This is a genomic window from Gemmatimonadaceae bacterium (genome assembly GCA_020852815.1).
GTDB lineage: Bacteria > Gemmatimonadota > Gemmatimonadetes > Gemmatimonadales > Gemmatimonadaceae > SCN-70-22.
In genome coordinates this window covers 40062-60356 of the sequence record JADZAN010000010.1, presented here as the reverse complement: position 1 = coordinate 60356, position 20295 = coordinate 40062, and the positions used below count along the sequence as shown (strand labels likewise).

20 protein-coding genes are annotated in these 20295 nt (G+C 68.4%); 6 read left to right on the top strand and 14 right to left on the bottom strand.

Annotation, left to right across the window (positions count from 1 at the left end; genetic code table 11):
• Window positions 1-125: 125 nt before the first annotated feature.
• Entirely contained in the window at window positions 126-788 is a 663-nt protein-coding gene (locus IT359_05595) for a DUF1028 domain-containing protein (protein ID MCC6928451.1), read from the top strand.
• A gap of 57 nt (window positions 789-845) precedes the next feature.
• Here IT359_05595 and IT359_05590 read toward each other — a convergent pair whose 3' ends face one another.
• A complete protein-coding gene (locus IT359_05590; GenBank protein MCC6928450.1) occupies window positions 846-1307 on the bottom strand; it encodes a MarR family transcriptional regulator in 462 nt (153 codons plus the stop codon).
• A 150-nt stretch (window positions 1308-1457) separates the two neighbouring features.
• Between IT359_05590 and IT359_05585 the strand changes: the two genes are divergently transcribed.
• Window positions 1458-1844 carry a VOC family protein gene (locus IT359_05585; protein MCC6928449.1) on the top strand — a complete coding sequence of 129 codons (387 nt, stop codon included), beginning with the start codon at window positions 1458-1460 and terminating at the stop codon, window positions 1842-1844.
• 87 nt (window positions 1845-1931) lie between these two features.
• Here the strand turns inward: IT359_05585 and IT359_05580 are convergent, their stop codons facing one another.
• On the bottom strand, window positions 1932-2432 hold the full coding sequence (locus IT359_05580) for an OsmC family protein (protein ID MCC6928448.1): 501 nt from the start codon (window positions 2430-2432) through the stop codon (window positions 1932-1934).
• Window positions 2433-3120: 688 nt separating this feature from the next.
• On the opposite strand from IT359_05580, the gene IT359_05575 reads away from it, so the two are divergent.
• From IT359_05575 to IT359_05560, 4 genes are all read left to right on the top strand, one after another.
• Window positions 3121-3606, top strand: a complete 486-nt coding sequence (locus IT359_05575; GenBank protein MCC6928447.1) for a hypothetical protein — start codon at window positions 3121-3123, stop codon at window positions 3604-3606.
• A gap of 160 nt (window positions 3607-3766) precedes the next feature.
• Complete coding sequence (locus tag IT359_05570) at window positions 3767-4009, top strand: hypothetical protein (protein ID MCC6928446.1); 243 nt, start codon at window positions 3767-3769, stop codon at window positions 4007-4009.
• Window positions 4010-4057: 48 nt separating this feature from the next.
• Entirely contained in the window at window positions 4058-4597 is a 540-nt protein-coding gene (locus tag IT359_05565; GenBank protein MCC6928445.1) for a hypothetical protein, read from the top strand.
• 150 nt (window positions 4598-4747) lie between these two features.
• Window positions 4748-5674: a proline dehydrogenase family protein gene (locus tag IT359_05560; GenBank protein MCC6928444.1), complete on the top strand. Its 927-nt coding sequence runs from the start codon at window positions 4748-4750 to the stop codon at window positions 5672-5674.
• Between the two features lie 148 nt (window positions 5675-5822).
• On the opposite strand, the gene IT359_05555 is transcribed toward IT359_05560, so the two are convergent.
• From IT359_05555 to thrS, 12 genes are all read right to left on the bottom strand, one after another.
• Window positions 5823-7118 (bottom strand): serine hydroxymethyltransferase, encoded by a 1296-nt coding sequence (locus IT359_05555; GenBank protein ID MCC6928443.1) that lies wholly within the window; start codon window positions 7116-7118, stop codon window positions 5823-5825.
• Window positions 7115-7564, bottom strand: coding sequence for a ribose 5-phosphate isomerase B (gene rpiB / locus IT359_05550; protein ID MCC6928442.1), 450 nt, complete (start codon window positions 7562-7564; stop codon window positions 7115-7117). The genes IT359_05555 and rpiB overlap by 4 nt, the downstream gene beginning before the upstream one ends.
• Window positions 7565-7765: 201 nt before the next feature.
• Window positions 7766-8842 carry a Glu/Leu/Phe/Val dehydrogenase gene (locus tag IT359_05545; protein MCC6928441.1) on the bottom strand — a complete coding sequence of 359 codons (1077 nt, stop codon included), beginning with the start codon at window positions 8840-8842 and terminating at the stop codon, window positions 7766-7768.
• 91 nt (window positions 8843-8933) lie between these two features.
• Entirely contained in the window at window positions 8934-10097 is a 1164-nt protein-coding gene (locus tag IT359_05540) for an acyl-CoA dehydrogenase family protein (protein MCC6928440.1), read from the bottom strand.
• Between the two features lie 73 nt (window positions 10098-10170).
• Complete coding sequence (locus IT359_05535) at window positions 10171-11019, bottom strand: 3-hydroxybutyryl-CoA dehydrogenase (protein ID MCC6928439.1); 849 nt, start codon at window positions 11017-11019, stop codon at window positions 10171-10173.
• 21 nt (window positions 11020-11040) lie between these two features.
• A complete protein-coding gene (locus IT359_05530; GenBank protein ID MCC6928438.1) occupies window positions 11041-11967 on the bottom strand; it encodes a CPBP family intramembrane metalloprotease in 927 nt (308 codons plus the stop codon).
• A 24-nt stretch (window positions 11968-11991) separates the two neighbouring features.
• A complete protein-coding gene (locus tag IT359_05525; protein MCC6928437.1) occupies window positions 11992-13197 on the bottom strand; it encodes an acetyl-CoA C-acetyltransferase in 1206 nt (401 codons plus the stop codon).
• A 229-nt stretch (window positions 13198-13426) separates the two neighbouring features.
• Window positions 13427-14356 (bottom strand): hypothetical protein, encoded by a 930-nt coding sequence (locus IT359_05520; GenBank protein MCC6928436.1) that lies wholly within the window; start codon window positions 14354-14356, stop codon window positions 13427-13429.
• On the bottom strand, window positions 14353-16365 hold the full coding sequence (locus IT359_05515) for a hypothetical protein (GenBank protein MCC6928435.1): 2013 nt from the start codon (window positions 16363-16365) through the stop codon (window positions 14353-14355). The genes IT359_05520 and IT359_05515 overlap by 4 nt, the downstream gene beginning before the upstream one ends.
• A 101-nt stretch (window positions 16366-16466) precedes the next feature.
• The gene (locus tag IT359_05510) at window positions 16467-16826 is read right to left on the bottom strand and encodes a cupin domain-containing protein (protein ID MCC6928434.1); all 360 of its coding nucleotides are present in this window, start codon (window positions 16824-16826) and stop codon (window positions 16467-16469) included.
• A 22-nt stretch (window positions 16827-16848) separates the two neighbouring features.
• Entirely contained in the window at window positions 16849-18177 is a 1329-nt protein-coding gene (locus tag IT359_05505) for an APC family permease (protein ID MCC6928433.1), read from the bottom strand.
• 3 nt (window positions 18178-18180) lie between these two features.
• Window positions 18181-20109, bottom strand: coding sequence for a threonine--tRNA ligase (thrS, locus tag IT359_05500; protein ID MCC6928432.1), 1929 nt, complete (start codon window positions 20107-20109; stop codon window positions 18181-18183).
• Window positions 20110-20295: the final 186 nt, after the last annotated feature.

The following is a 20295-nucleotide window of genomic DNA, read 5'->3' as shown; positions in this document are numbered from 1 at the left end:
GACGCGCCAGCGCCGGCGCGGGACTCCTACTCCTCGCCCTCGCAAGCTCGGCGGGCGCGGCGCACGGACAGCAGCGGCCGCCGGCCGCGGACCCGCACGCGGCAGGTGCACTCCCGTGGCCACCCGTGGCGACCTTCTCCATACTCGGCTACGACCCCGAGACTGGAGAGGTTGGCGGCGCCGTGCAGTCGCGCGTCTTCTCGGTGGGGAACGGCGTGCTCTGGGCAGAGGCGGGGGTGGGGGTCGTGGCCACGCAGGCCATCGTCGACGTGAGTTACGGACCGCAGGCACTCACCCTCCTGCGCAACGGCTTGTCCCCCAAGGACGTGGTGCAGATGGTCTGGGGCGACGACCCCGATCCGCGTCCCACCGACTGGACCAAGTTCGGACGCCAGTTCGCCGTGATGAACGCCAAGGGCGATGTCGCCGCCTACACCGGCCCCAAGGCCAGCACCTGGGCCGGCGACCGGCAGGGGCGTTACTGCTCAGCCCAGGGGAACATCCTCGCCGGCGAAGCGGTGGTGACCTCGATGGTGAAGGCCTTCGAGGAGACGAAAGGGCACCTGTCGCTCCGCCTGCTGGCGGCGCTCGAGGCGGGACAAGGGGCGGGCGGCGACACGCGCGGAATGCAGTCGGCGGCGATGGTGATCGTGAAGAAGGGGGGCGGCGTGTGGCTCAACAACGACGTCGTGCTGCGGTTGCAGGTGGACGATGCACCGGAACCGATCAAGGAGTTGCGTCGCCTGGTGGAGAAGGCGGCCGAGCAGCGGGCTCGCATTCGTCGTTAGGCGCGACCTTCACCCTCACGGGACCGCCCTCCCGCGGGGGCGCGCCCCCACAGCGGATCACACCTGCGGGAGCAACTCGCCCAGGATGGCGGTCGCCTCGTCCAGCGTGGCGAGGCGCGCGTCGTCCAGCCCCTCGAGTGCCACCTGCAGGCGGGCGATCCGACGCGCGCGCCCCTCCTGCAGCAGTCGAATCCCCTCGCCAGTCGCACGCACGAGCACGAGACGCGCATCGCTCGCGTCGCTCTCGCGCGTGACCAGGCCGCGCTCTTCCAGCGCCGTGATCAGGCGCGTCATCGTGGGCGGCTTGACTTGTTCGGCGGCCGCCAACTCGCCCAGCGTCAGCGGACCGCCAAAGACCACGACCGACAGCGCCGACGCGCGTGGTCCGCTCAGCCCCGTGCGCCGGTCCTCAGTCCGCAGGCGCCGAAGCAGATGAATCGCCGACGAATGGAGCCGGTCCGCGACCCGCGCCGCTGAGCTTCGCCCCTGCGCCCGCTCGCGCCGGCGGTTGCTTGCCATGAATCCCTCCGCCTGACATATTCGTTAGCAAAGCTAACAATCATCGCCGGACGGCGGAATCGCGGTGCCACGCCGTGCCACGCGATGCCCGCGGTGCCACGACTCGGCATCGACCGGCCCCTCACCGTCTCTACTCCGACTGGAGCGTGCATGAGCACCCCCTCGACCGCCATCACCCGGCTCGGCCAGGTTGCCATTCCCGCCACCGAGCTCGCGCGCGCCGTTGCCTTCTATCGCGACGTGCTCGGCCTTCGACTCCTCTTCGAGGCGCCGCCCAAGCTGGCATTCTTCGACTGCGGGGGCGTGCGCCTCATGATCTCCGAACCGGAGGGCGGTGAGGCGTTCCATCCAGGGGCGATCCTGTATTACGTCGTCGACGACCTCGAGGGGGCCCACGAGACACTCGTCGAGCGCGGGGTGCAGTTCCTTCACGGTCCGCAACTCGTGGCGCGCATGCCGGACCACGAGCTGTGGATGGCGTTCCTCCGCGATTCCGAAGGCAACACGGTCGGACTGATGAGCGAAGTACGCCCGTGATGCATCGACACCGAGCTCGCGGCTCAGCATTCCGTGGGGCGGCCGTCGCTCGCAGCAAGCGCGAGACCGGACTCGAGGGCTGGTCGCTCAGCTCGTGTGCGTCTCCACACCGACGACAACCGGGATTCCGCCTCGCACGCTCTCCGTGACGACGCAGAAGTCCTCGAAGATCTCGAGACAGCGCTGCATGCGCTCCACGTCACTCTCGGCGACTTCCGGGAAGAGCTCGACGTGCAGGCTCCCCACCCGCAGTCGCTTGCGCTCGTTGCGCACCAGCGTGCCGCGCGCCACGACACGGAGCCCCTTGAGCTCGATGCGCGCCTTGCGCAGGCAGAACGCCAACGACGACGCGAGGCATGAGGCCATGGCCGAGGCAAGCACGCGCGACGGATTGGGGGCGCTGCCCTCGCCCAACGGGGGTGACTCGTCGATGTGGAAGTGCTCGGCCCCCGGAAGCTCGGGATCGACGGCGAAGCGATAGCCGCGCTCGAGCGTGAGGGTGACGGCGAACGTCCCCTCGTCGGCGCTTCCGTTGGCAGCGCTGGACGCGGTGGTGTCGGCGGGCGGTACGGCGTGGTCAGGAGTCATCGGAGGCGTCGCGGTCCGTCAGCTGCAGAGCATGGGCGGCGGGGAGCCATGGGGGGAGGCGTTGGCCACCAGCCCGAAGTTATCGGCGGCGCCATGATGCGCCTAGAGGCAAGGGGCGCGCTGTGCCTGACGGGTCAGGCGCTTTGCGCGACGGGAGCGATTGCGGACGACGTCGAATGTTGCGGCTCGCCACCCCGGCCCCTGGCATTCGACGGTCTCGCCAGGCGCGCGGTTCGGCGCGGCAGCGCGCGGCTTGGCGCCACGCTCCAGCCGGGCTTCTCGACGCGCGGCGGTTGCGCCTCGCCGTGTACGTCACCTATCGTGCGATGTGCCTCTTGCGTTTTCGCAGGCGCGATGTAGGTAGGTAGCATATCCAATCGTCCTTCCCTCCGGCACGTGCGGCACGATTCTCTCCCCTCCCGCCTTCGCCTTCCTCATCGAGTGTTTCCCTCGTCTTCCCGACGCCAGCACCTCGCCCATGGCCGGTCGGATTAGAACCACCCAACAAATCATCGCGGAAGGCGTGCCGGCCGAGTGGTCCGGTACCGGCATGTTGTGCCGCGCCGGCAGCCGACGGCTGCCGAACGGGGTCGTTAGGTACTTCTACGGATGGCGCGGGGCGCGCCGCGCTGTATTGTACCTGACGGCAGCGAGCGGGACCGCCTGTGCCCCTCCCCCTCCCGTCCGGTTGCACGCCGTCACGGTCCCCGCGCGCGAGGCGGTGCACGGCGAGGTCGACGCCTCGGTGGCCATCGAGGGTGACGTACTTTCGTTGGTGGTGGACAGTGGATGGGTGCAGTATCGGGGCGGCGGCACTGCCGACAGTGTCCCGCTCGACGACGTCACGATGCGCGCGGTCGTGGCGAGCGACTCGGCGGGGCTCCCTGTTCCGCTGGGCGTCAGCGGGGCGGTGACGGTGGCCGATGTGCTGCGCACGGGCGAGCGGCGCTCGCTCCCGCGCACCACGCTGGCCGTCCCGCTCCCGCCGGGCGGGTCGCTGCGCGATTTGTGGCTGGCGGTTCAGTTTCGCGGCACGCTGCATCCCGACGGTGCGGAGCCAAGCCTGGTGACGGCCCTGGCCTGCGGCACGACCAACGTGCTGGGCATGACGAAGCAGGCAAGGCAGCGCTCGCGGCGAATGCAGGCTGGTGACGTGGCGGTGTGCCGCCTGTAGGGCGGCGATGACGGTTGCATGACCCCGGGGGGATCGGGGTGCGGTCGCCGGATCCCCGCAAAGTTCTTGTTCCTCGCGGTATGTCCCTCGCATTACATTGTCCCCGACGCACCAACCCCTCGGATGCGTCTCCCCCTCACTCCCAGCCTCGGAGTGCCGTATGCCTGGACGCAAGCGCGACACGCGGTTCTCGTCACGGCGGCAACCTGCTCGTTATGCAGGCGCCGCCAATCGAAAGGGCAGTGACAACTTCGCGTCGAAGTTGACGGAGAAGGATGTCAGCAAGGCCCGTCAGATGCACAAGCGCGGCTTGGCGCTGCACGAACTCGCCGAGAAGTTCGGCGTGCACGCCTCCACGATGTCGAGAGCGCTGCGCAAGCTCACGTTCAAGCACGTCAAGTAGGTGGCGCTGGCGGTAACCGGGCGCCGCGGCCGCCAATTGGTGAGCGCCGTGGCTGTCTTCCTTGCCGCCGTTGCCCTGCAGCGCGCCTCCACGCAACCGTGGGGGCGCGCCGCAGCACCTGACGGAACCACGTACGAACTCTCCGCGGTCGGCCTCTCCCGCCTGGGCCGATCCGCGACGGACACGCGCACCGACTGTCGCTGGTGGCCGCGCTACGGCGATCCCGCCCTCTGCGCACCTGCCCCCGGCAGCTCCGCAGCATTCGCCGGCATTCGCCGCGCGTACCCCATGCTGCAGGTCGCGTTGTGGCTGTCGGTCCTGGCCCTCTTCCTCCAGGCGCTGCGCGTCCCGCGCAACCGCTTCGCGCAGGCAATCGTCCCCGCCGCTTCGGGCGCCCTCGCATGGAGTGCCATCCAGGCGCTCTCCCGCGGCGCCTCCCACGGGCTCGCCGCCCTGGCCGATGCGCCGCTCCACCTCTCGCTGCAGGGGTACCTCGGGGCCGTTGCCGCCATCGTCCTCTCGGCGCTGAGCACGGTTCTCATGGTGGCGTCGTTCGACGATCGCCCGCCGGCGCCCATTCCGAGGTAGAGAGCCTCGGGAACGGCGAACGCCCGCTGCGAAGCGCGCGCGCACATGGCATCTTTGGACCGCGCCGGCTGCGCGTGGCCCGGCGCTCCGCGCCCGCTCCATCCCGTCCGGGCGCGCAGCTCCTCCATCCGCCCCGCCAACCATCGCACCATGTCCATCGCGCGTTCCGTTCTTCTCCGCGCCTCGAAATCCCAGTGGCTCGCGTCGCAGATGACGCAGCGCGCCTTTGCCCGCCGCGCCGTCAAGCGGTTCATGCCCGGCGAGAAGCTCTCCGATGCGCTCGACGCCGCGCAGCAGCTCGTCCCCGCGCAGATCGGGACCATCATCACGCGGCTGGGCGAGACGCTCACCGGCGAGCGCAATACGGACGAGGTGCGCGACCACTACATCTCGGCGTTAGGCGAGATCGTCAGGCGCAAGCTTCCCACGCAGGTGTCGGTCAAGCCCACGCAGCTGGGGCTCGACACCTCGGTCGACTACTGCGTGCAGCAGATCGCGCCGATCGCCGATGCCGCCGCGGCCCAGGGACAGCTCCTCTGGATCGACATGGAGGACTCGAGCTACGTTGACCGGACGCTCGAACTCTACGAGAAGCTCAAGGCCACGCATGACAACGTCGGCCTCTGCCTCCAGTCGTACCTCTTCCGCACGCCAAAGGACCTCGAGCGGCTGCTGGCAATCAACCCGGCCGTTCGCCTGGTGAAGGGGGCGTACGCGGAGCCCGCGTCGGTCGCCTTCCCCGCCAAGGCCGACACCGACGCCGCCTACGTCGCGCTGGGGACCACGCTCCTCGAGGCGGCCGCCAGGGGGAAGGCGATCCCCGTCTTCGGGACGCATGACATGGCGATCGTCCAGCAGCTCGTGGCCAAGGCCGCCGCGTTAGGCGTTGCCCCGGGAAAGTTCGAGATCCACATGCTGTACGGCATCCGCGCCGCCGAGCAGCGCGACCTGGCATCGAAAGGACATGCGGTCCGTTGCCTCATCAGCTACGGCAACAACTGGTTCCCGTGGTACATGCGTCGCCTGGCCGAGCGCCCGGCCAACGTCTGGTTCGTGGTGCGCAGCGCGTTCATGTAGGCACCCGCCACGGCGAAGCGCGGGAAACGACCGAGGGGGACGCTCGCACTGGCGGGCGTCCCCCTCGTCTCATAAGCTCTACCGTCCGACAACGCCGTCAGGCGCCGGCGTTAGGCATGCGCGTCACGCCACCGCGTCGCCCACCGCGTCACGCCACCGCAGCGGGTGACGACGTCGGGTAGAGCGGGAAGTCATCGGTGAGCGCCTTGACCTGCGCCTTCACCTCGGCGTGCACCGTGGCAGCATCCGCGGGAGCGGCGAGCACGGTATCCATGAGCGATGCGATGGCCTCCATCTCGCCTTCCTTCATCCCGCGCGTGGTGACCGCCGGCGTCCCGACCCGGATCCCGCTCGTCACGAACGGTGACTGCGTCTCGCGCGGGACGGTGTTCTTGTTGACGGTGATCCCCGCCTTGTCCAGCACCTGCTCGGCGACCTTGCCGGTGAGCCCCTTGCTGCGCAGGTCCACGAGCATGAGGTGGTTGTCGGTGCCCCCCGACACCAGCTCGTACCCGCGCGCGAGGAGCGCGTGGGCCAGCGCCTGCGCGTTCTTCACGATCTGCCCGCAATAGTCGGTGAACGACGGATGCAGCGCCTCGCGGAAGGCCACCGCCTTGGCGGCGATGACGTGCTCCAGCGGACCGCCCTGCGAGCCGGGAAAGACGGCCTTGTCGATCGTCTTCGCGTGTTCGCCCTTGCAGAGGATGAGCCCTCCGCGCGGGCCGCGCAGCGTCTTGTGCGTCGTCGAGGTCACGACGTCGGCGAACGGAATGGGCGAGGGATGATGCCCCGTGGCGACCAACCCGGCAATGTGCGCCATGTCCACCATGAGGTATGCCCCTACCTCCTTCGCGATCTCGGCAAAGGCGGCAAAGTCGATGACGCGAGGATAGGCGCTGGCCCCGGCAATAATCAGTTTGGGGCGCTCGCGCCGCGCCACGTCGCGCAGCATGTCGTAATCGATGTAGCCGGCGTCGGTCACGCCATAGTGCACCGCGCGATAGAGCAGTCCCGAGAAGTTGACCGGCGAGCCGTGCGTGAGGTGTCCGCCCTGTGACAGGTCCTGCCCCAGCAGGGTATCGCCCGGTTTGAGCAACGCGAGACAAACCGCGCTGTTGGCCGACGCCCCGGAATGCGGCTGCACGTTGGCGTGCTCCGCGCCGAAGAGCCGCTTCACGCGATCGATGGCCAGTTGCTCGACCTCGTCTACAACTTCACAGCCGCCGTAGTAGCGCTTGCCGGGAAGCCCCTCGGCGTACTTGTTGGTGAGCGGCGACCCCATGGCCTCGAGGACGGCGGGCGAGACGAAGTTCTCCGACGCGATGAGCTCGAGCCCTTCCGACTGACGCTCGATCTCGCGCTCGATGAGGCGGGCAATGTCAGGGTCGGCGCCCCGCAGGGCGGTCCCGGGTGGGCAGCGGTCCCACGACTTCCACTCGCTCATGTCGACTCCGGCGAAGGTTCGATCTTCTCGATCCGGCGCTCGTGACGCCCGCCATCGAACGGGGTCTTGAGCCAGGTCTCGAGAATCGCGTTGGCATCCTCCTCGGAGACGAAGCGCGCCGGGAGGACAAGGATGTTGGAATCGTTATGCTGCCGCGACAGCTCGGCGATCTCCGGGCTCCAGGCGACCGCGGCACGCACGTGCGCATGGCGATTGGCCGCGTACGACATCCCGAGCCCAGTGCCGCACAGCAACACGCCCCGCTTCACGTCGCCGTGTTCCACCTTGGACGCGACCGGGTGCGCAAAGTCGGCGTAGTCGGTGGACGCGGGCGAGTTGGTGCCGAGGTCCTGCGGCTCGTACCCCAGGGCGCGAAGGCGCTCGACCAGCTTCTGCTTCATCTCGAAGCCGGCGTGGTCGGAGGCGATGGGGATCACTTCACACATTTCTTTGGGAGAAGACGAGAAGACGAGAAGACGAGAGGACGAGTGTGCGACCCTTGGAAGCTAGCACTCGCGGGGGGGATGCCAGAGGGGGCGAGCGCGCCCCCCCCCGCGCCCGCCCTCGTTCTCAGCCATCGCTGGGACAGGCTTCTCGTCCCCAGCCTTCGCTGGGGCAGGCTTCTCGTCTCCTCGTCCTCTCGTCTTCTACGACTTGCGTGGCCACTGCGGCCAGGTGCGCACCAGGCCACCCACCGCGTTGAGTCGGCGTTCGGCCAGGCGATCGGCCGCTTCGTACGTCGGGATCCCTTGCTCGCGGGCGATCTCGAAGACGCCGAGCGTGGTATCGTAGATCTCGTCGGCCTTGCGAAGGGCGCGCTGCGAGGTCCATCCCGCCAGTTCGCTGTAGACGTTGATCACGCCACCGGCGTTGGCGACGAAGTCGGGGGCGTAGAGGATCCCCTTCTTCTCGAGTTCGGCCCCGTGCTTCTCGGCCAGGAGCAGTTGGTTGTTGGCGGCGCCGGCGATGATCTCGGCACGCAGCTTGGGAATCGTGTCGTCGTTGATGATCCCGCCCAGGGCGCAGGGGGCAAAGATGTCGGCCTGCACGCTGTAGATCGCATCCGACTCCACGGCGCGCGCGCCGCACTCCTCGACCACGCGCTTTACGCGCGCCGCGTCGATGTCGGTGACGACGAGCTTGGCCTCATGGGCTTGCAGCTCCTTGCACAGGTAGTGGCCAACGTTGCCGAGTCCCTGCACCGCGATCGTGCGCCCGGCCACCGACTCCGATCCCCAGCGGTGCTTGGCCGACGCCTGGATGGCGCGGAAGACACCACGGGCGGTCACCGGCGACGGATCGCCCGACTTGGTGGCGAGGCCGGCGACGTAGTCAGTCTCCATGTGGACGAAGTCCATGTCGGCGGTGCTGGTGCCAACATCCTCCGCCGTGACGTACCGCCCGCCTAACGACTCGACGAAGCGCCCGTGGGCGCGGAAGATCATCTCGCGCTTGGACGTGCGGTTGTCGCCGATGATGACGGCCTTGCCGCCGCCGAGGTTGAGGCCGGCCACTGCGTTCTTGTAGGTCATCCCGCGCGCCAGGCGCAACGCGTCAATGATGGCCTCCTCGTCGCTCCGGTACTGCCAGAAGCGCGTCCCGCCCAGGGCGGGGCCGAGCGTGGTGTCGTGGATGGCGATGATGCCGCGGTAGCCCGAGGACTTGTCGTGACAAACGACGAGTTGCTCGTGGCCCATGCCTGCTATGGTTTCGAAGAGATTCATGACCAATCGGGTAGAGGACGAGAAGCCTGCCCCAGCAAAGGCTGGGGACGAGAAGACGAGAGGACGAGAAGGCTGGGGATGAGGGAAACGGCTACGACTTCGCGTACAGCTCGCGGGCGATGACGATGCGTTGGATCTCGGACGTGCCTTCGTAGATCTCAGTGACCTTGGCGTCGCGGAAGAGACGTTCCACGGGGTAGTCTTTCACGTAGCCGTAGCCGCCGAAGATCTGGATGGCCTGGGTGGTGACCCACATGGCAGTCTCGGACGCCATGAGCTTGGACATGGAGCCGAACTGCGTGATGGGCTGGCCGCGATCCTTGGCGGCCGCTGCGGCGTACAACAGGGCGCGCGACGCCGCGACGCGCGTGGACATGTCGGCCAGCTTGAACTGGATGGCCTGGAACTCCTTGATCGCTTTCCCGAACTGCTTGCGCTCGGCCGCGTAGCGCACCGAGTGCTCGAGCGCGGCGCGGGCGATGCCGATGGACTGCGCCGCGATCCCCAGGCGCCCGTTGTCGAGCGACTGCATGGCGTAGACGAAGCCCATCCCTTCCTCGCCGAGGAGATTCTCGGCAGGGACGCGCATTTCATCAAAGACGAGTTGCGTGGTCGCCGAGCCGCGGAGCCCCATCTTGTCTTCCTTCTTCCCCACCGCGAAGCCGGGGAGGTCGGGGGTGACGATGAAGGTCGAGATGCCGCGCGCTCCCTTCCGGTCGCTCGGCGAGTCGGTGCGCGCCATGGCGAGGATGACGTCGGCATGGCTTCCGGCGCTGACCCACGCCTTGACGCCGGTGAGGACGTAGTGGTCGCCGTCGCGCACCGCCTGGGTGCGCAGCGACGCCGCGTCGGAACCGGCATCGGGCTCGGAGAGCGCAAACGCGCCAAGCCACTCGCCGCGCGCCATGGGGCGCAGGTAGCGCTGCTTCTGCGCCTCGTTTCCATAGCGCAGGAGCATCTGCGTGGGGAGCGAGTTGTGCACGCTCATGAGGACCGCGACCGACGCATCGACCGCGGCGATCTCCTCCAGCGCAACGAGATAGGTGCAGGTGTCGAGCTCGAGGCCGTCGTAGGCCTCGGGAATGAGCATGCCGAGAAAGCCTAACGCGCCGAGCTTTCCGACGATGTCACGCTCGAAGATCGCCTCGCGGTCCCATCGTTCGCTGTGGGGCGCGAGCTCGGCGAGTGCGAAGTCGCGCGCCGTCTGCTGGATGGCGCGCTGTTCTTCGGAAAGGGGGATGAGAGCCCAACTCATGGGGGAGAAGACGAGAGGACGAGAAGACGAGAGGACGAGAGGGGATGTGAGTGAGCGGCTTTCTCGTCCAGCCTTAGCTGTATTGGTAGAATCCGCGGCCGGTCTTGCGGCCGAGCCACCCCGCCGCGACGTACTTCCGCAGCAATGGACAGGGGCGGTACTTCGAGTCTCCAAGTCCGCTGTGCAGCACTTCGAGAATGGCGAGACAGGTGTCGAGGCCGATGAGATCCGCCAGGGCCAACGGGCCCATGGGGTGATTCATCCCGAGCTTCATCACCGTGTCGATCGCCTCGACCGTCCCCACCCCTTCCATCAGCGCGAAGACGGCCTCGTTGATCATCGGGAGGAGGATGCGGTTGGCGACGAAGCCGGGGAAATCGTTCACCTCGACCGGCGTCTTGCCCACCGCTTTCGACAGTTCGAGGACGCGCTGCGTGGTGGCGTCACTCGTCGCGAGGCCGCGAATGACCTCCACCAGCTGCATCACCGGGACCGGATTCATGAAGTGCATCCCGATCACCTGCTCCGGGCGCTTGGTGCGGGCCGCGATGTCGGTGATGGAGATCGAGCTGGTGTTGGTGGCGAGGATGGCACCGCTCGCCGCCAGCCGGTCCATATCGGCGAAGATGCGGTACTTGAGGTCGACGTTTTCCGTGGCCGCCTCGATGACCAGCGCCGCGCCGGCAATGGCGGCGATGTCGGAGCTGGTCGTGAGGCGTTCGAGCGTTGTCTCCCTGGCGGCGGCGTCGAGCGTCCCCTTCTTCACCTGCCGGTCGAGATTCTTCTCGATGGTCGAGCGCCCGCGCGCCAGTGCATCGGCCGAGACGTCGATCATCACCACCGGGTAGCCGCTCTGCGCGAAGACGTGGGCGATCCCGTTCCCCATCTGCCCCGCGCCTATCACCGCAATCGATTCAGGCATGGTCGTTCCACTCCGTTCTCGTTATGCATCGGTACGGCCGTCACTCGCATCCCGTTGGACGGGATGATCGCGACGCCGCAGCAGGAAGAACATCGCTACCAGCATCCCCGCGCCGGCAAACACTCCGGCTTCGGGGCCCCACATCCCACCGGTTGCCCAGTCGGGTCCCGCATCCACGGTGCGGTAGTTCGGCGTCCCCATCCCCAGTCCGCTCACCGAGGTGTGCATTACGCCAGCCATCACGAAATTCCACGCCACGTGCGCCGACCACGCAGCGTAGAGCGAGCGCATCGCCACCACGATGCTCCCCAGGAAGATTCCGGCGAGCGTTACCAGCGCGATGGACTGGAACGTTGCGCCGCGGTTCTCGAGGTGCATGAGCCCGAATGCCACGCTCGTCACCGCGATGGCAACGCGCGCCCCGAAGCGTTCGCGCAGGAGCGCCAGCGCGTAGCCGCGCGCGACGAGCTCTTCCCATAGCGCCGCCGGCGCCAGGAGCCCCAGCGTGAAGAATGCCGAGGCGAGCACGCTCCCCGCGGGCATCGGCTCGAGCTTGAGCCAGCCGATCGCCAGGAGCAACACGCTGGGGACACCGACCGCCGACGCGCCTAACAACGCGCCGCCGCCCAACGCCCGCCAGCTGAACGCCGAGCGGTCGAGCAGCACCTTGTGCCACCCGTCGGGCTCCACCTGGCGAAAGGTCCACCAGTGCCCGATGAGAAGCCCGACCGACAGCGTGATCACGAACGCCGGCAGGCGCACGCCGGTCGCCACCTCGAGCAGCGCCGCCGCGGCGGGGATGACCGCCCGGCACCCCAGCACCCCCACCGACGACGCAAGGACGAAGACGGCAAAGCGCCACCCCACAGAGAGGCGCGGGCGCTCCGCCACGTTCGCGGACGCCGGCGCCGGCGCCGCGCGAAGCTCTCCCGAATCGGCCGGAGACATGAGCTCGCGCGGCGTCGTGCTGGACTAGCCGAGGCGGGTGACCGAGAGCGCTACCGCGTCGCCTCCACCCAGGCACAGCGTCGCCAATCCGCGCGCCTTGCCGCGGTCGGCGAGCGCGTGCAGCAGCGTGACCAGAACGCGGGCGCCGCTGGCGCCGATGGGGTGTCCCAGGGCGATCGCACCGCCGTGCACGTTGACGCGATCCCAGTCCCAGCCTAACGCGTCACCGTCGGCGAGCGACTGCGACGCGAACGCCTCGTTGGCCTCGATGAGGTCATAGTCGCCAATCGACGTCCCTTCCTTCTTCATCAGGTTGCCGACGGCATTCACGGGAGCAAAGAAGAGGTCGCGCGGGTCGACGGCGCCGGTGGCGTAGGCGTCGATGCGCGCCAGCATCGGGAGGCCGTGCGCGCGCGCAAACTCCTCCGACGTCACCACCAGCGCCGCGCCGCCGTCGTTGATCGACGACGCGTTGGCCGCGGTCACCGTGAGGTCGGTGGCGTCCTTGTCGGGAAATGCAGGGCGCAGCTTGCCTAACGCGTCGACCGTCGAATCCTTGCGCGGCCCCTCGTCGGCACTGACGATCGTCGAGCCCTTCTTTCCCGCGATCTCCACCGGCACGATCTCGGCGGCGAACTTCCCCGCCTCCTGCGCCGCCGACGCCCGCAGGTGCGACTGCACCGCGAACTCGTCCTGCCGCTGCCGCGAGATCGTCGCCTTGCGCGCCGTGTACTCGGCGTGGCTCCCCATGTGCACGCCGCAGGAGGCGCACCAGAGCCCGTCCTTGATCATCCCGTCCACCAGCGTCTGGTCGCCGATCTTCACGCCGCCGCGATAGTTGTAGAGATAGTGCGGCGCGTTGGACATCGACTCCTGCCCACCGGCCACGACCACCTGGTGGTCGCCCGCCTTGATGGACTGCGCGGCGAGCATGACCGCCTTGAGCCCGGAACCGCAGACCTTGTTGATCGTGAGGGCAGAGACCGAAGTCGGGAGGCCCGACTTGATGAGTGCCTGACGCGCCGGCGCCTGGCCGGTGCCCCCCTGCAGCACGTGCCCCATCACGACTTCGTTCACCTGATCGCCGGGGACACCGGCGCGCTTGACCGCTTCGCGGATGGCGATGGCGCCGAGTTCCGGGGCACTGAATGAGGCGAGGGCGCCGAGGTACTTCCCGATCGGCGTGCGCGTGGCCGCGACGATGACGGGAGTGCGCGATGTATCGGACATGGCGAGAGACGACGGGAGTGAGTCCCTCCCCGAATGGGGGGGGAGCGCAGCAAAGCTAACCCGCCGTGCGCGACGCGAACAACGGAGGTTCCCGCCAACGCGCGCCGCGGAAGTTCCTGATTCGGCGCTCCGGGTTGGGCGCGCGTCCGGTAATCGATTACAGGCGTGTGGTGACTCGGCGATTCACGCGCTTCAGCCCCCACCGGCGGCGCACGGCGGCCGCCGAAACTCAGCGCAGACGGAGCGTCACCCGATGTGCTCCGCCCGCGCCGCGCATGTCCTCCCACCCGTAGTCGAGCGACAGGCGATCGAGCGTTACCCCCACACCGCCGGTGAGGGGACGCTGTGCGCGCAGCTCGGGGCGCCGTGCCCCGCCCCACACGGTGAGGCTTACCCCCTCGAGCGGGAGCCATGACAGCTCGCCGCCACCGGTTGGGTACACCTCGCCATCCTCGCGCACCGCGATGTTGGCCGACGCACCCACGTCGATCCACTTCCCGATATTCTTCCCGCCGCCGGCGAGCCCGAACGCGATGCGCGTGGGAAGCGCTCGAGTGTTGATCCTGTCGTTGAGGTCGCGCCCCAGGTATTGCAGCACCAGCCCGGTCGAGAGCTGTCCCGAGAGGAGGTTCTTCGAGATACCGAGGTCAAACGACGGGCTGCTGCCGCGCTGTGCGCCGCGGCGCGACTCGACGTAGCGCGCCGCCGCTCCCCAGCGAAACCCCTTCCACGCCAGGGAGGCGGCGACCGTCGCCGCCAGGTTCGACGCGGCAAGGGTGCCTTCGTCGGTGAGGACGTCGCTGTCCAGCGCCGGTCCCAGCGCGTGCTGCGGCGCATCGAGGAGCGCGACGCCGACCCCGACGCCAAGCATCCCGACGTTCATCGCCGTGGCGAGGTGCCCGGTGGTGGCGCCGCTGGCGTAGCGGCCCAGCGAGAGCGACACGGCGTTGTTCCCGCCGACAAGTGCCGGATTGCCGAAGACCGACTCCACGTCGCGCGTGGCGGCGGTGAGCCCGCCCATCGCCATGGTGCGCGCGGTGACCGGGAGCTGCAACAGGAGCGGTGCATGGCGCTCGCGTTGCGCCTGCAGCGGTGCGGCCAGGGCCAACGTGAGCGTCGCCGCCGCGGCGAGCGCCTGTGCCGTGCGGTGAGCGGTCATCGGTCGCCTCCCGGAGCTGCCGCGCTCCACTCGCCCCCAAACCGCGCAAAGCCGACATTGTCGAGCCAGACCGTGCCGGCCTCGCTCCGGTCAAAGCGCCAGCGCACACTCGTCAGGCGGCGCGCGTCGAAGCCGGGCGCAGCGCGCACGAAGTCGGCGAGCGGAATGGTGTAGGTCTGCAGGACGATTTCGTACGTGTTGGCAAAGCGTTGCTTGTCGCGACCGGAGCGGCGATAGACGCCGACGGCGAGCGGTCGCCGCGGGACGCCGTATGAAGAGAGCGCCACGCGCGCCAGGTGCCCATCGGCGTCGACCGCCTCGAAGCTGAGGTCGAGCGGAGTCGAGTCGGTGGCCGGCTTGGGGTGCGGCTTCGCCGCCGGCTTCCGAGGCGACTTGGCGCCGCCCTTCTTCGCGGCGACCGAGTCCTTCGCGGAGGAATCCCTCGCCGGCTGGCGCGGGCCAGGGCGCGCATCGGTGGGGGCGAGCGAGAAAACGAGCGTACTGCCCTCGTCCACGCGCCAGGCGCTCCGCAGCGAATCGCCAATGCTCATCGTGTACGACGCCGGTCGCCCGCGCCTGGTGGTGTCGTCGCCGGCAATGCGGTTGTTCCAGCCCAGGAGGACGGCGTTGTGCCCCTGGTTGCTCCCGCGCCAGCGGAACGGGATCGAGGCCTCCTTCCAGGTGGCGAGCGAGTCGCCCGCCAGCGACACGCCGCGCACCGTGCCATGCGACACGTCCACGTCCTCATCGTAGGTGGCGGCGGCGCGGAACGACGCATCCTCGAAGCGCGTGATGTACATCGTCTTCGGGAGCCACCCGCCAGCTACACGATGGTCGCGGAACATGGGGAGGTACTCGCGCCGGTCCCGCAACGTCGCCTCGAGGAAGGCGGTGATGGTGACTTCGGCAAAGCGTCGCTGGTCGCCCTCGGAGATGAGCCCGCGAATGTCCAGGTAGCGCGCACTACGCTCCCCGCCATCCAGCGACCCCCACTCCGTGTTCCACTGCCCATGGTTGGCGCGGTAGACATAGATGGCCGACTTGAACCACGCACCACCATCGGGATAGTGCAACCGTTCGTACTGCGCCAACCCGCTGAAGGCCGACACGTCGCCGTCGTGCGAACCGTGAATCAGGAGGTAGTTGTAGTTCGAGACCGGCGTCGGCTTCTCGGCCGGGCGATACTGTCCGTCGATGGGGGCGATGGCGACCAGCGACTTGATGTCGAAGTTGAAGTCGAAGGTGACCGTCGCGTCGTCCGGATAGTGCGTCAGGCGATTGAATGCCCCTGCCACCGCCACCGCCTCGCCGCCGCGCGAGTGTCCCATGAGGGCAATGCGCGTCATGTCGACCTTGCCCCGCAGCGGTGACGCCGTCGAGTCGTTGAAGCCACGCCACGCCTGCAGGTGTTTGAGGAGCATCCAGCCGCGAGCGTCATTCTCGTTCGACATCCACCCGTTGAGGAAGTTCTCGTCCACCGAGGCGAGGATGAAGCCGCGCGAGGCGAGGAGTTCCCCCAAATAGCGATAGCCGGGGTCCGAGAACTCCTTCATGTTATGGTTGCCGTGCACGATGAGCACGAGCGGAAACGGCCCCGCGCCGTCGGGATACCAGACGCGCCCGTTGACGGGAAGCTTGGAGAAGTCGAATCCCCAGTAGTCCTTGCGCGCCTTGCCCTGCTCGGGATTCGGGGCGGCGGCGAGCTTGCTTCCGTCGACGGTGGCGGTCTTGAGCGTCACCGAGTCGCGAAAGACCGCGCGTCGCTTGTCGGTCCCGCTTCCATAGTACAGCGACTTGATGGCGTACGTCCCGCGCTGCGAAGGGTCGGGCGCCGGAATGAGCTGTCGCGAGAGGACGACGTTCGAATCGTCCTTGGAGAGTTTGAGCGGCGCGGCAAGGCAGCCGGCCGTGATGCCAGCGAGGACAGCGCCGGCGACGAGCGAGACGGTCGGCGCAAGCCGCCGCGTGGCGGCGCGAGAAATCCGGAGCGTCCGGCGATTCCAGGGCATCGGCAGGAGGTCGGGGTGCGATCAACGTACTCCGACAGCCGAATGCGCGAAAAGGTGTGTCCCGCCGGCGCCGCGCCCCGCTGCGTCGTCCCCGCGGTGGCTCAGATCCAGTCCAGCGTGGCGCGCGTCTTCTCGGTCACCACGTTGCCGGTATGGAATGTCGACGCCGGCTCGAAGAGGACGACGTGGACCTCCTGGCTGGCCACCGGCCGATGCTCCACCCCGCGTGGGACGATGTAGAACTCGCCCTCGCGAATGTTCACGTCGCCGTCGCGCAGCTGCATGGTGAGCACCCCCTTGGTCACGAGGAAGAGTTCGTCCTCGTCGGCGTGGAAGTGCCAGTCGAACTCGCCCAGCAGCTTGGCCACCTTGACATGCTGTCCGTTGAGCTCGCCCACGATGCGCGGGTGCCAGTAGTCGGCGAAGCGGGAAAACTTCTCGGCGAGATTGACGACCGGCATGGCGAGTCTCCCGGGCAAGGCGTTAGGCAGCGCCCCGCGCCGCGGCGCCGCGCGCGGCGAGGCGATAGATCGGGTAGCTGCAGGCGATGAAGGTGGCGCCGATGGCGGCGGTGCGCGGGTCGCTGGCGGTGAAGCCGGCAAGGAGAGCGAGCGCCACCGCCAGCGCGATGACGGTCGTGGCCGGGGCGCCGATGGCGCGGTAGGGGCGCGGCATCGCTGGCTCGCGCGCGCGCAGCACCAGCAGCCCCACGTTGTTCGACGCATCCACCACGATCATCAGGAAGGCGGTGAGGGCAAAGAGGCGCTCGAAGGTCCCGGTGGCGGCGAGCGCGACCGCCACGGCGACGGTCACGATCGACGCCCCAACCGGCGTCCCGCCGCGGGTCACGGCGCGTGCCTGGTGCACGAACAGTCCATCGCACGCCAGGGCATACAGCGCACGCGGTGCGATCATCACCAGCGCATTGACGATCCCGATCATCAGCAGGACGGAGAGTGCGGTCACCACCTGGTCGCTCGCCCCGCCAAAGACGCGCTGCATGGCGCTGGCGGCGGGGAGCTTGGTGGCCATGAACTCTCCCATGGGGAGGACCCGCAGGTAGGCGAGGTTGACCGAGAGGTAGAGTGCCATCATCACCAGCACCGACGAGAGGAGGGCACGCGGGATGGCGCGCCCCGGGTCGGTCTGTTCCTCGCCGAAGAACGCGGCGGCATACCAACCGCCGTACGCGCCTATCACCAGCTGCAACGCACCGGCAAAGGCAACGAGCGTCACAGGCTTCGCCGATGCCACGGTGGAAGCGGATTCCTCCCCCGCCGCCGGTGCGGCAACGAAGCACAGCGCCACGAAGGCCACGAGGGCGAGCGCCTTGAGCAACGCCACCACTTCCTGCACGCGGCTCCCCGCCACCACCCCCCGCAGCTGCACGCCGAGCAGCGTGGCGAGCGCGAGAAAGGCAATGAGCGACTCGCGCCCCGCCAGCGACGGCACGAGTCGCGCCGCGAACTCGCCCAGCGCCAGCGGGAGGTACGCCGTGGCCACCACGAGGGAGAGCCAGTCAGACCACCCCACCACGAAGCCACCGTACGGACCCAGGGCGCGCCGCGCAAAGACGTACGGCCCGCCGGAGCGCGGGTGCGCCGCCGCCAGCTCGGCCAGGTTGTTGGCCTGCAGCAGCGCATACGCCCCGCCTAACGTCCAGGCAAGGAGGATGAGCCCGGGATGCGGAAGCGCCTCGGCTATGGCGCCGGGCGTGCGCAGGATGCCGACGCCAACCCCGCCCCCCACCGCCACCGCAATGCCGAACCCGACGCCGAGTACACGCAGCAGGGAACCGCGCGCACCCGACATCGGCTAGGCCAGCTCCAGCGCGCGCGTCCGGATCTGTTCCCGCACGCGGGCAATGAAGTCGTCCACCGGGACGATGTCCTGCTTCTTCCCCTGCCCGCGCATGCGCACGGCGAGCGTCCCCTGCTCTGCCTCGCGCTTTCCAAGCACCGCCATGTACGGGACCTTTTGCAGCTCGGCCTCGCGGATTCGGTAGTTGAGCGTGTCGTTATGCGCATCCATCGTGGCGCGGATCCCGGCAGCGCGCAGCTTGGCCGTCACCGCCTCTCCCTGCGGGGCGAGGTCGTCGGTGATGGGGAGGATGCGCACCTGCTCCGGCGCCAGCCACACCGGGAACGCCCCCGCGAAGTGCTCGATGAGGATCGCCATGAAGCGCTCGAACGAGCCGGACACGGCGCGGTGGATCACCACCGGGCGGTGCGTGGCGTTGTCCTCGCCCGTGTACGACATGTCGAAGCGCTCCGGCGCCGCATAGTCGAGCTGGATGGTCCCCAGCTGCCACGCCCGCCCTAACGAGTCGGTGACGTCGAAGTCGATCTTGGGGCCGTAGAACGCGCCGTCGCCGGCCTTGAACTCGTACGGCATCCCCGTCGAGTCGAGCGCCGCCTTGAGCGCCGCCTCGGCGCGGTCCCACATCTCGTCCGAGCCCACGCGCATCGGCGGGCGCGTGGCAAACTTGAGCGTCGCCGTGAGCCCGAAGGTGCGGTAGTAGCCCAGGATGAAGTGCAGCAGCCGATGCACCTCCTCGGCAATCTGCGACTCCATCAGGAAGATGTGACAGTCGTCCTGCTGGAACTGCCGCACGCGCGTGAGCCCGGACAACGCCCCCGTGATCTCGTTGCGGTGCAGCACGTCGTACGTGTTGTAACGCAGCGGCAGCTCGCGGTACGAGTGCTTCTTGCTGTTGTACAGCAGGTAGTGCGAGGGACAGTTCATCGGCTTGAGCGACATGTCGTGCTCCTCCGTCTCGGAGTTGAGCACGAGGAACATGTTCTCGCGGTACTTCCCCCAATGGCCGGACTGTTCCCACAGCGCCTTGTTGTACAGGAGCGGGGTCTTGATCTCCTTGTAGTCGTCCTTTTGCAGCTCGCGGAGGTAGTCGTTGATCGTGTTGACGATCGTCGTGCCGCGCTCGGTCCAGAAGGCGGCGCCAGGTGCAAACGGGTGGAACAGGAAGAGATCGAGCGCCTTCCCCACCACGCGGTGATCGCGACGCTTGGCCTCCTCCAGGCGGAAGAGGTGCTGCTCGAGCTCCTCCTTCTTCCAGAATGCGGTGGCGTAGATACGCTGCAGCATCTGGCGCTTCTCATCGCCGCGCCAATAGGCGGCGGCCGTGGTGAGGAGCTTGAAGTGCTTGAGGTACGACGTGTCGGGCACATGCGGGCCGCGGCACAGGTCGATGAACGGCCCGTCCGTATAGGTCGAGATCACCTCGCCCTCGGGAAGGTCGGCGATACGCTCCAGCTTGAGCGGGTCGTCGGCAAAGCGCACGTTGGCCTCGGCGCGGTCCACCTCCTCGCGCTGGAAGGGGAACTTCGAGGCGACCACTCGCCGCATCTCCGCCTCGAACGCCTCGAGATCTTCCGGCGTGAACGGCTTCTCCACCTCGAAGTCGTAGTAGAAGCCGTCGTCGATGGCCGGGCCAAAGCCGATCTTGGCGTCGGGGCGCAGGCGGCGGACCGCCGTGGCCAGGATGTGCGCGCCGGAGTGGCGCAGCACCGCCAGCGACTCGGCGTCCTTTTCCGTCAGCACCTTGAACGCCCCGCCACTGCGCAGCGGCGTCATGAGGTCCTGCACCTCGCCGTTCACCGTGACCGCGACGGCCGCGCTCAACAGGCGCGGCCCGATGGAGGCCACCACGTCGCGCGGCAGCGTGCCGGCTTCGACCTGGCGTTCATCGCCATTGGGGAGCGTGAGGGTGAGTGGTGCGGACATGGGACGGCGTTCGGGACGAGGGTGAAGACGGGTGGAGTGATGCACGGGCGGTGAATGCGCGCTGCGCCGAGATACGTGGCCAGCGATGAACTTGCGAGCGCGAGGCGGGGTACGGGGATCGACGGCGCGAACCGAACCGGTTAACGGACGCTGTCGATGAGCGGCGTGATTCGCACCCCATATCGG

What these genes read in the sequence shown, in the direction of transcription:
- IT359_05590 (MCC6928450.1), bottom strand. Translation starts at nt 1,307, where the DNA reads ATGGCAAGCAACCGCCGGCGCGAGCGGGCGCAGGGGCGAAGCTCAGCG.
- IT359_05585 (MCC6928449.1), top strand. Translation starts at nt 1,458, where the DNA reads ATGAGCACCCCCTCGACCGCCATCACCCGGCTCGGCCAGGTTGCCATT.
- IT359_05580 (MCC6928448.1), bottom strand. Translation starts at nt 2,432, where the DNA reads ATGACTCCTGACCACGCCGTACCGCCCGCCGACACCACCGCGTCCAGC.
- IT359_05570 (MCC6928446.1), top strand. Translation starts at nt 3,767, where the DNA reads ATGCCTGGACGCAAGCGCGACACGCGGTTCTCGTCACGGCGGCAACCT.
- IT359_05560 (MCC6928444.1), top strand. Translation starts at nt 4,748, where the DNA reads ATGTCCATCGCGCGTTCCGTTCTTCTCCGCGCCTCGAAATCCCAGTGG.
- IT359_05555 (MCC6928443.1), bottom strand. Translation starts at nt 7,118, where the DNA reads ATGAGCGAGTGGAAGTCGTGGGACCGCTGCCCACCCGGGACCGCCCTG.
- rpiB (MCC6928442.1), bottom strand. Translation starts at nt 7,564, where the DNA reads ATGTGTGAAGTGATCCCCATCGCCTCCGACCACGCCGGCTTCGAGATG.
- IT359_05545 (MCC6928441.1), bottom strand. Translation starts at nt 8,842, where the DNA reads ATGAATCTCTTCGAAACCATAGCAGGCATGGGCCACGAGCAACTCGTC.
- IT359_05540 (MCC6928440.1), bottom strand. Translation starts at nt 10,097, where the DNA reads ATGAGTTGGGCTCTCATCCCCCTTTCCGAAGAACAGCGCGCCATCCAG.
- IT359_05535 (MCC6928439.1), bottom strand. Translation starts at nt 11,019, where the DNA reads ATGCCTGAATCGATTGCGGTGATAGGCGCGGGGCAGATGGGGAACGGG.
- IT359_05530 (MCC6928438.1), bottom strand. Translation starts at nt 11,967, where the DNA reads ATGTCTCCGGCCGATTCGGGAGAGCTTCGCGCGGCGCCGGCGCCGGCG.
- IT359_05525 (MCC6928437.1), bottom strand. Translation starts at nt 13,197, where the DNA reads ATGTCCGATACATCGCGCACTCCCGTCATCGTCGCGGCCACGCGCACG.
- IT359_05520 (MCC6928436.1), bottom strand. Translation starts at nt 14,356, where the DNA reads ATGACCGCTCACCGCACGGCACAGGCGCTCGCCGCGGCGGCGACGCTC.
- IT359_05515 (MCC6928435.1), bottom strand. Translation starts at nt 16,365, where the DNA reads ATGCCCTGGAATCGCCGGACGCTCCGGATTTCTCGCGCCGCCACGCGG.
- IT359_05510 (MCC6928434.1), bottom strand. Translation starts at nt 16,826, where the DNA reads ATGCCGGTCGTCAATCTCGCCGAGAAGTTTTCCCGCTTCGCCGACTAC.
- IT359_05505 (MCC6928433.1), bottom strand. Translation starts at nt 18,177, where the DNA reads ATGTCGGGTGCGCGCGGTTCCCTGCTGCGTGTACTCGGCGTCGGGTTC.
- thrS (MCC6928432.1), bottom strand. Translation starts at nt 20,109, where the DNA reads ATGTCCGCACCACTCACCCTCACGCTCCCCAATGGCGATGAACGCCAG.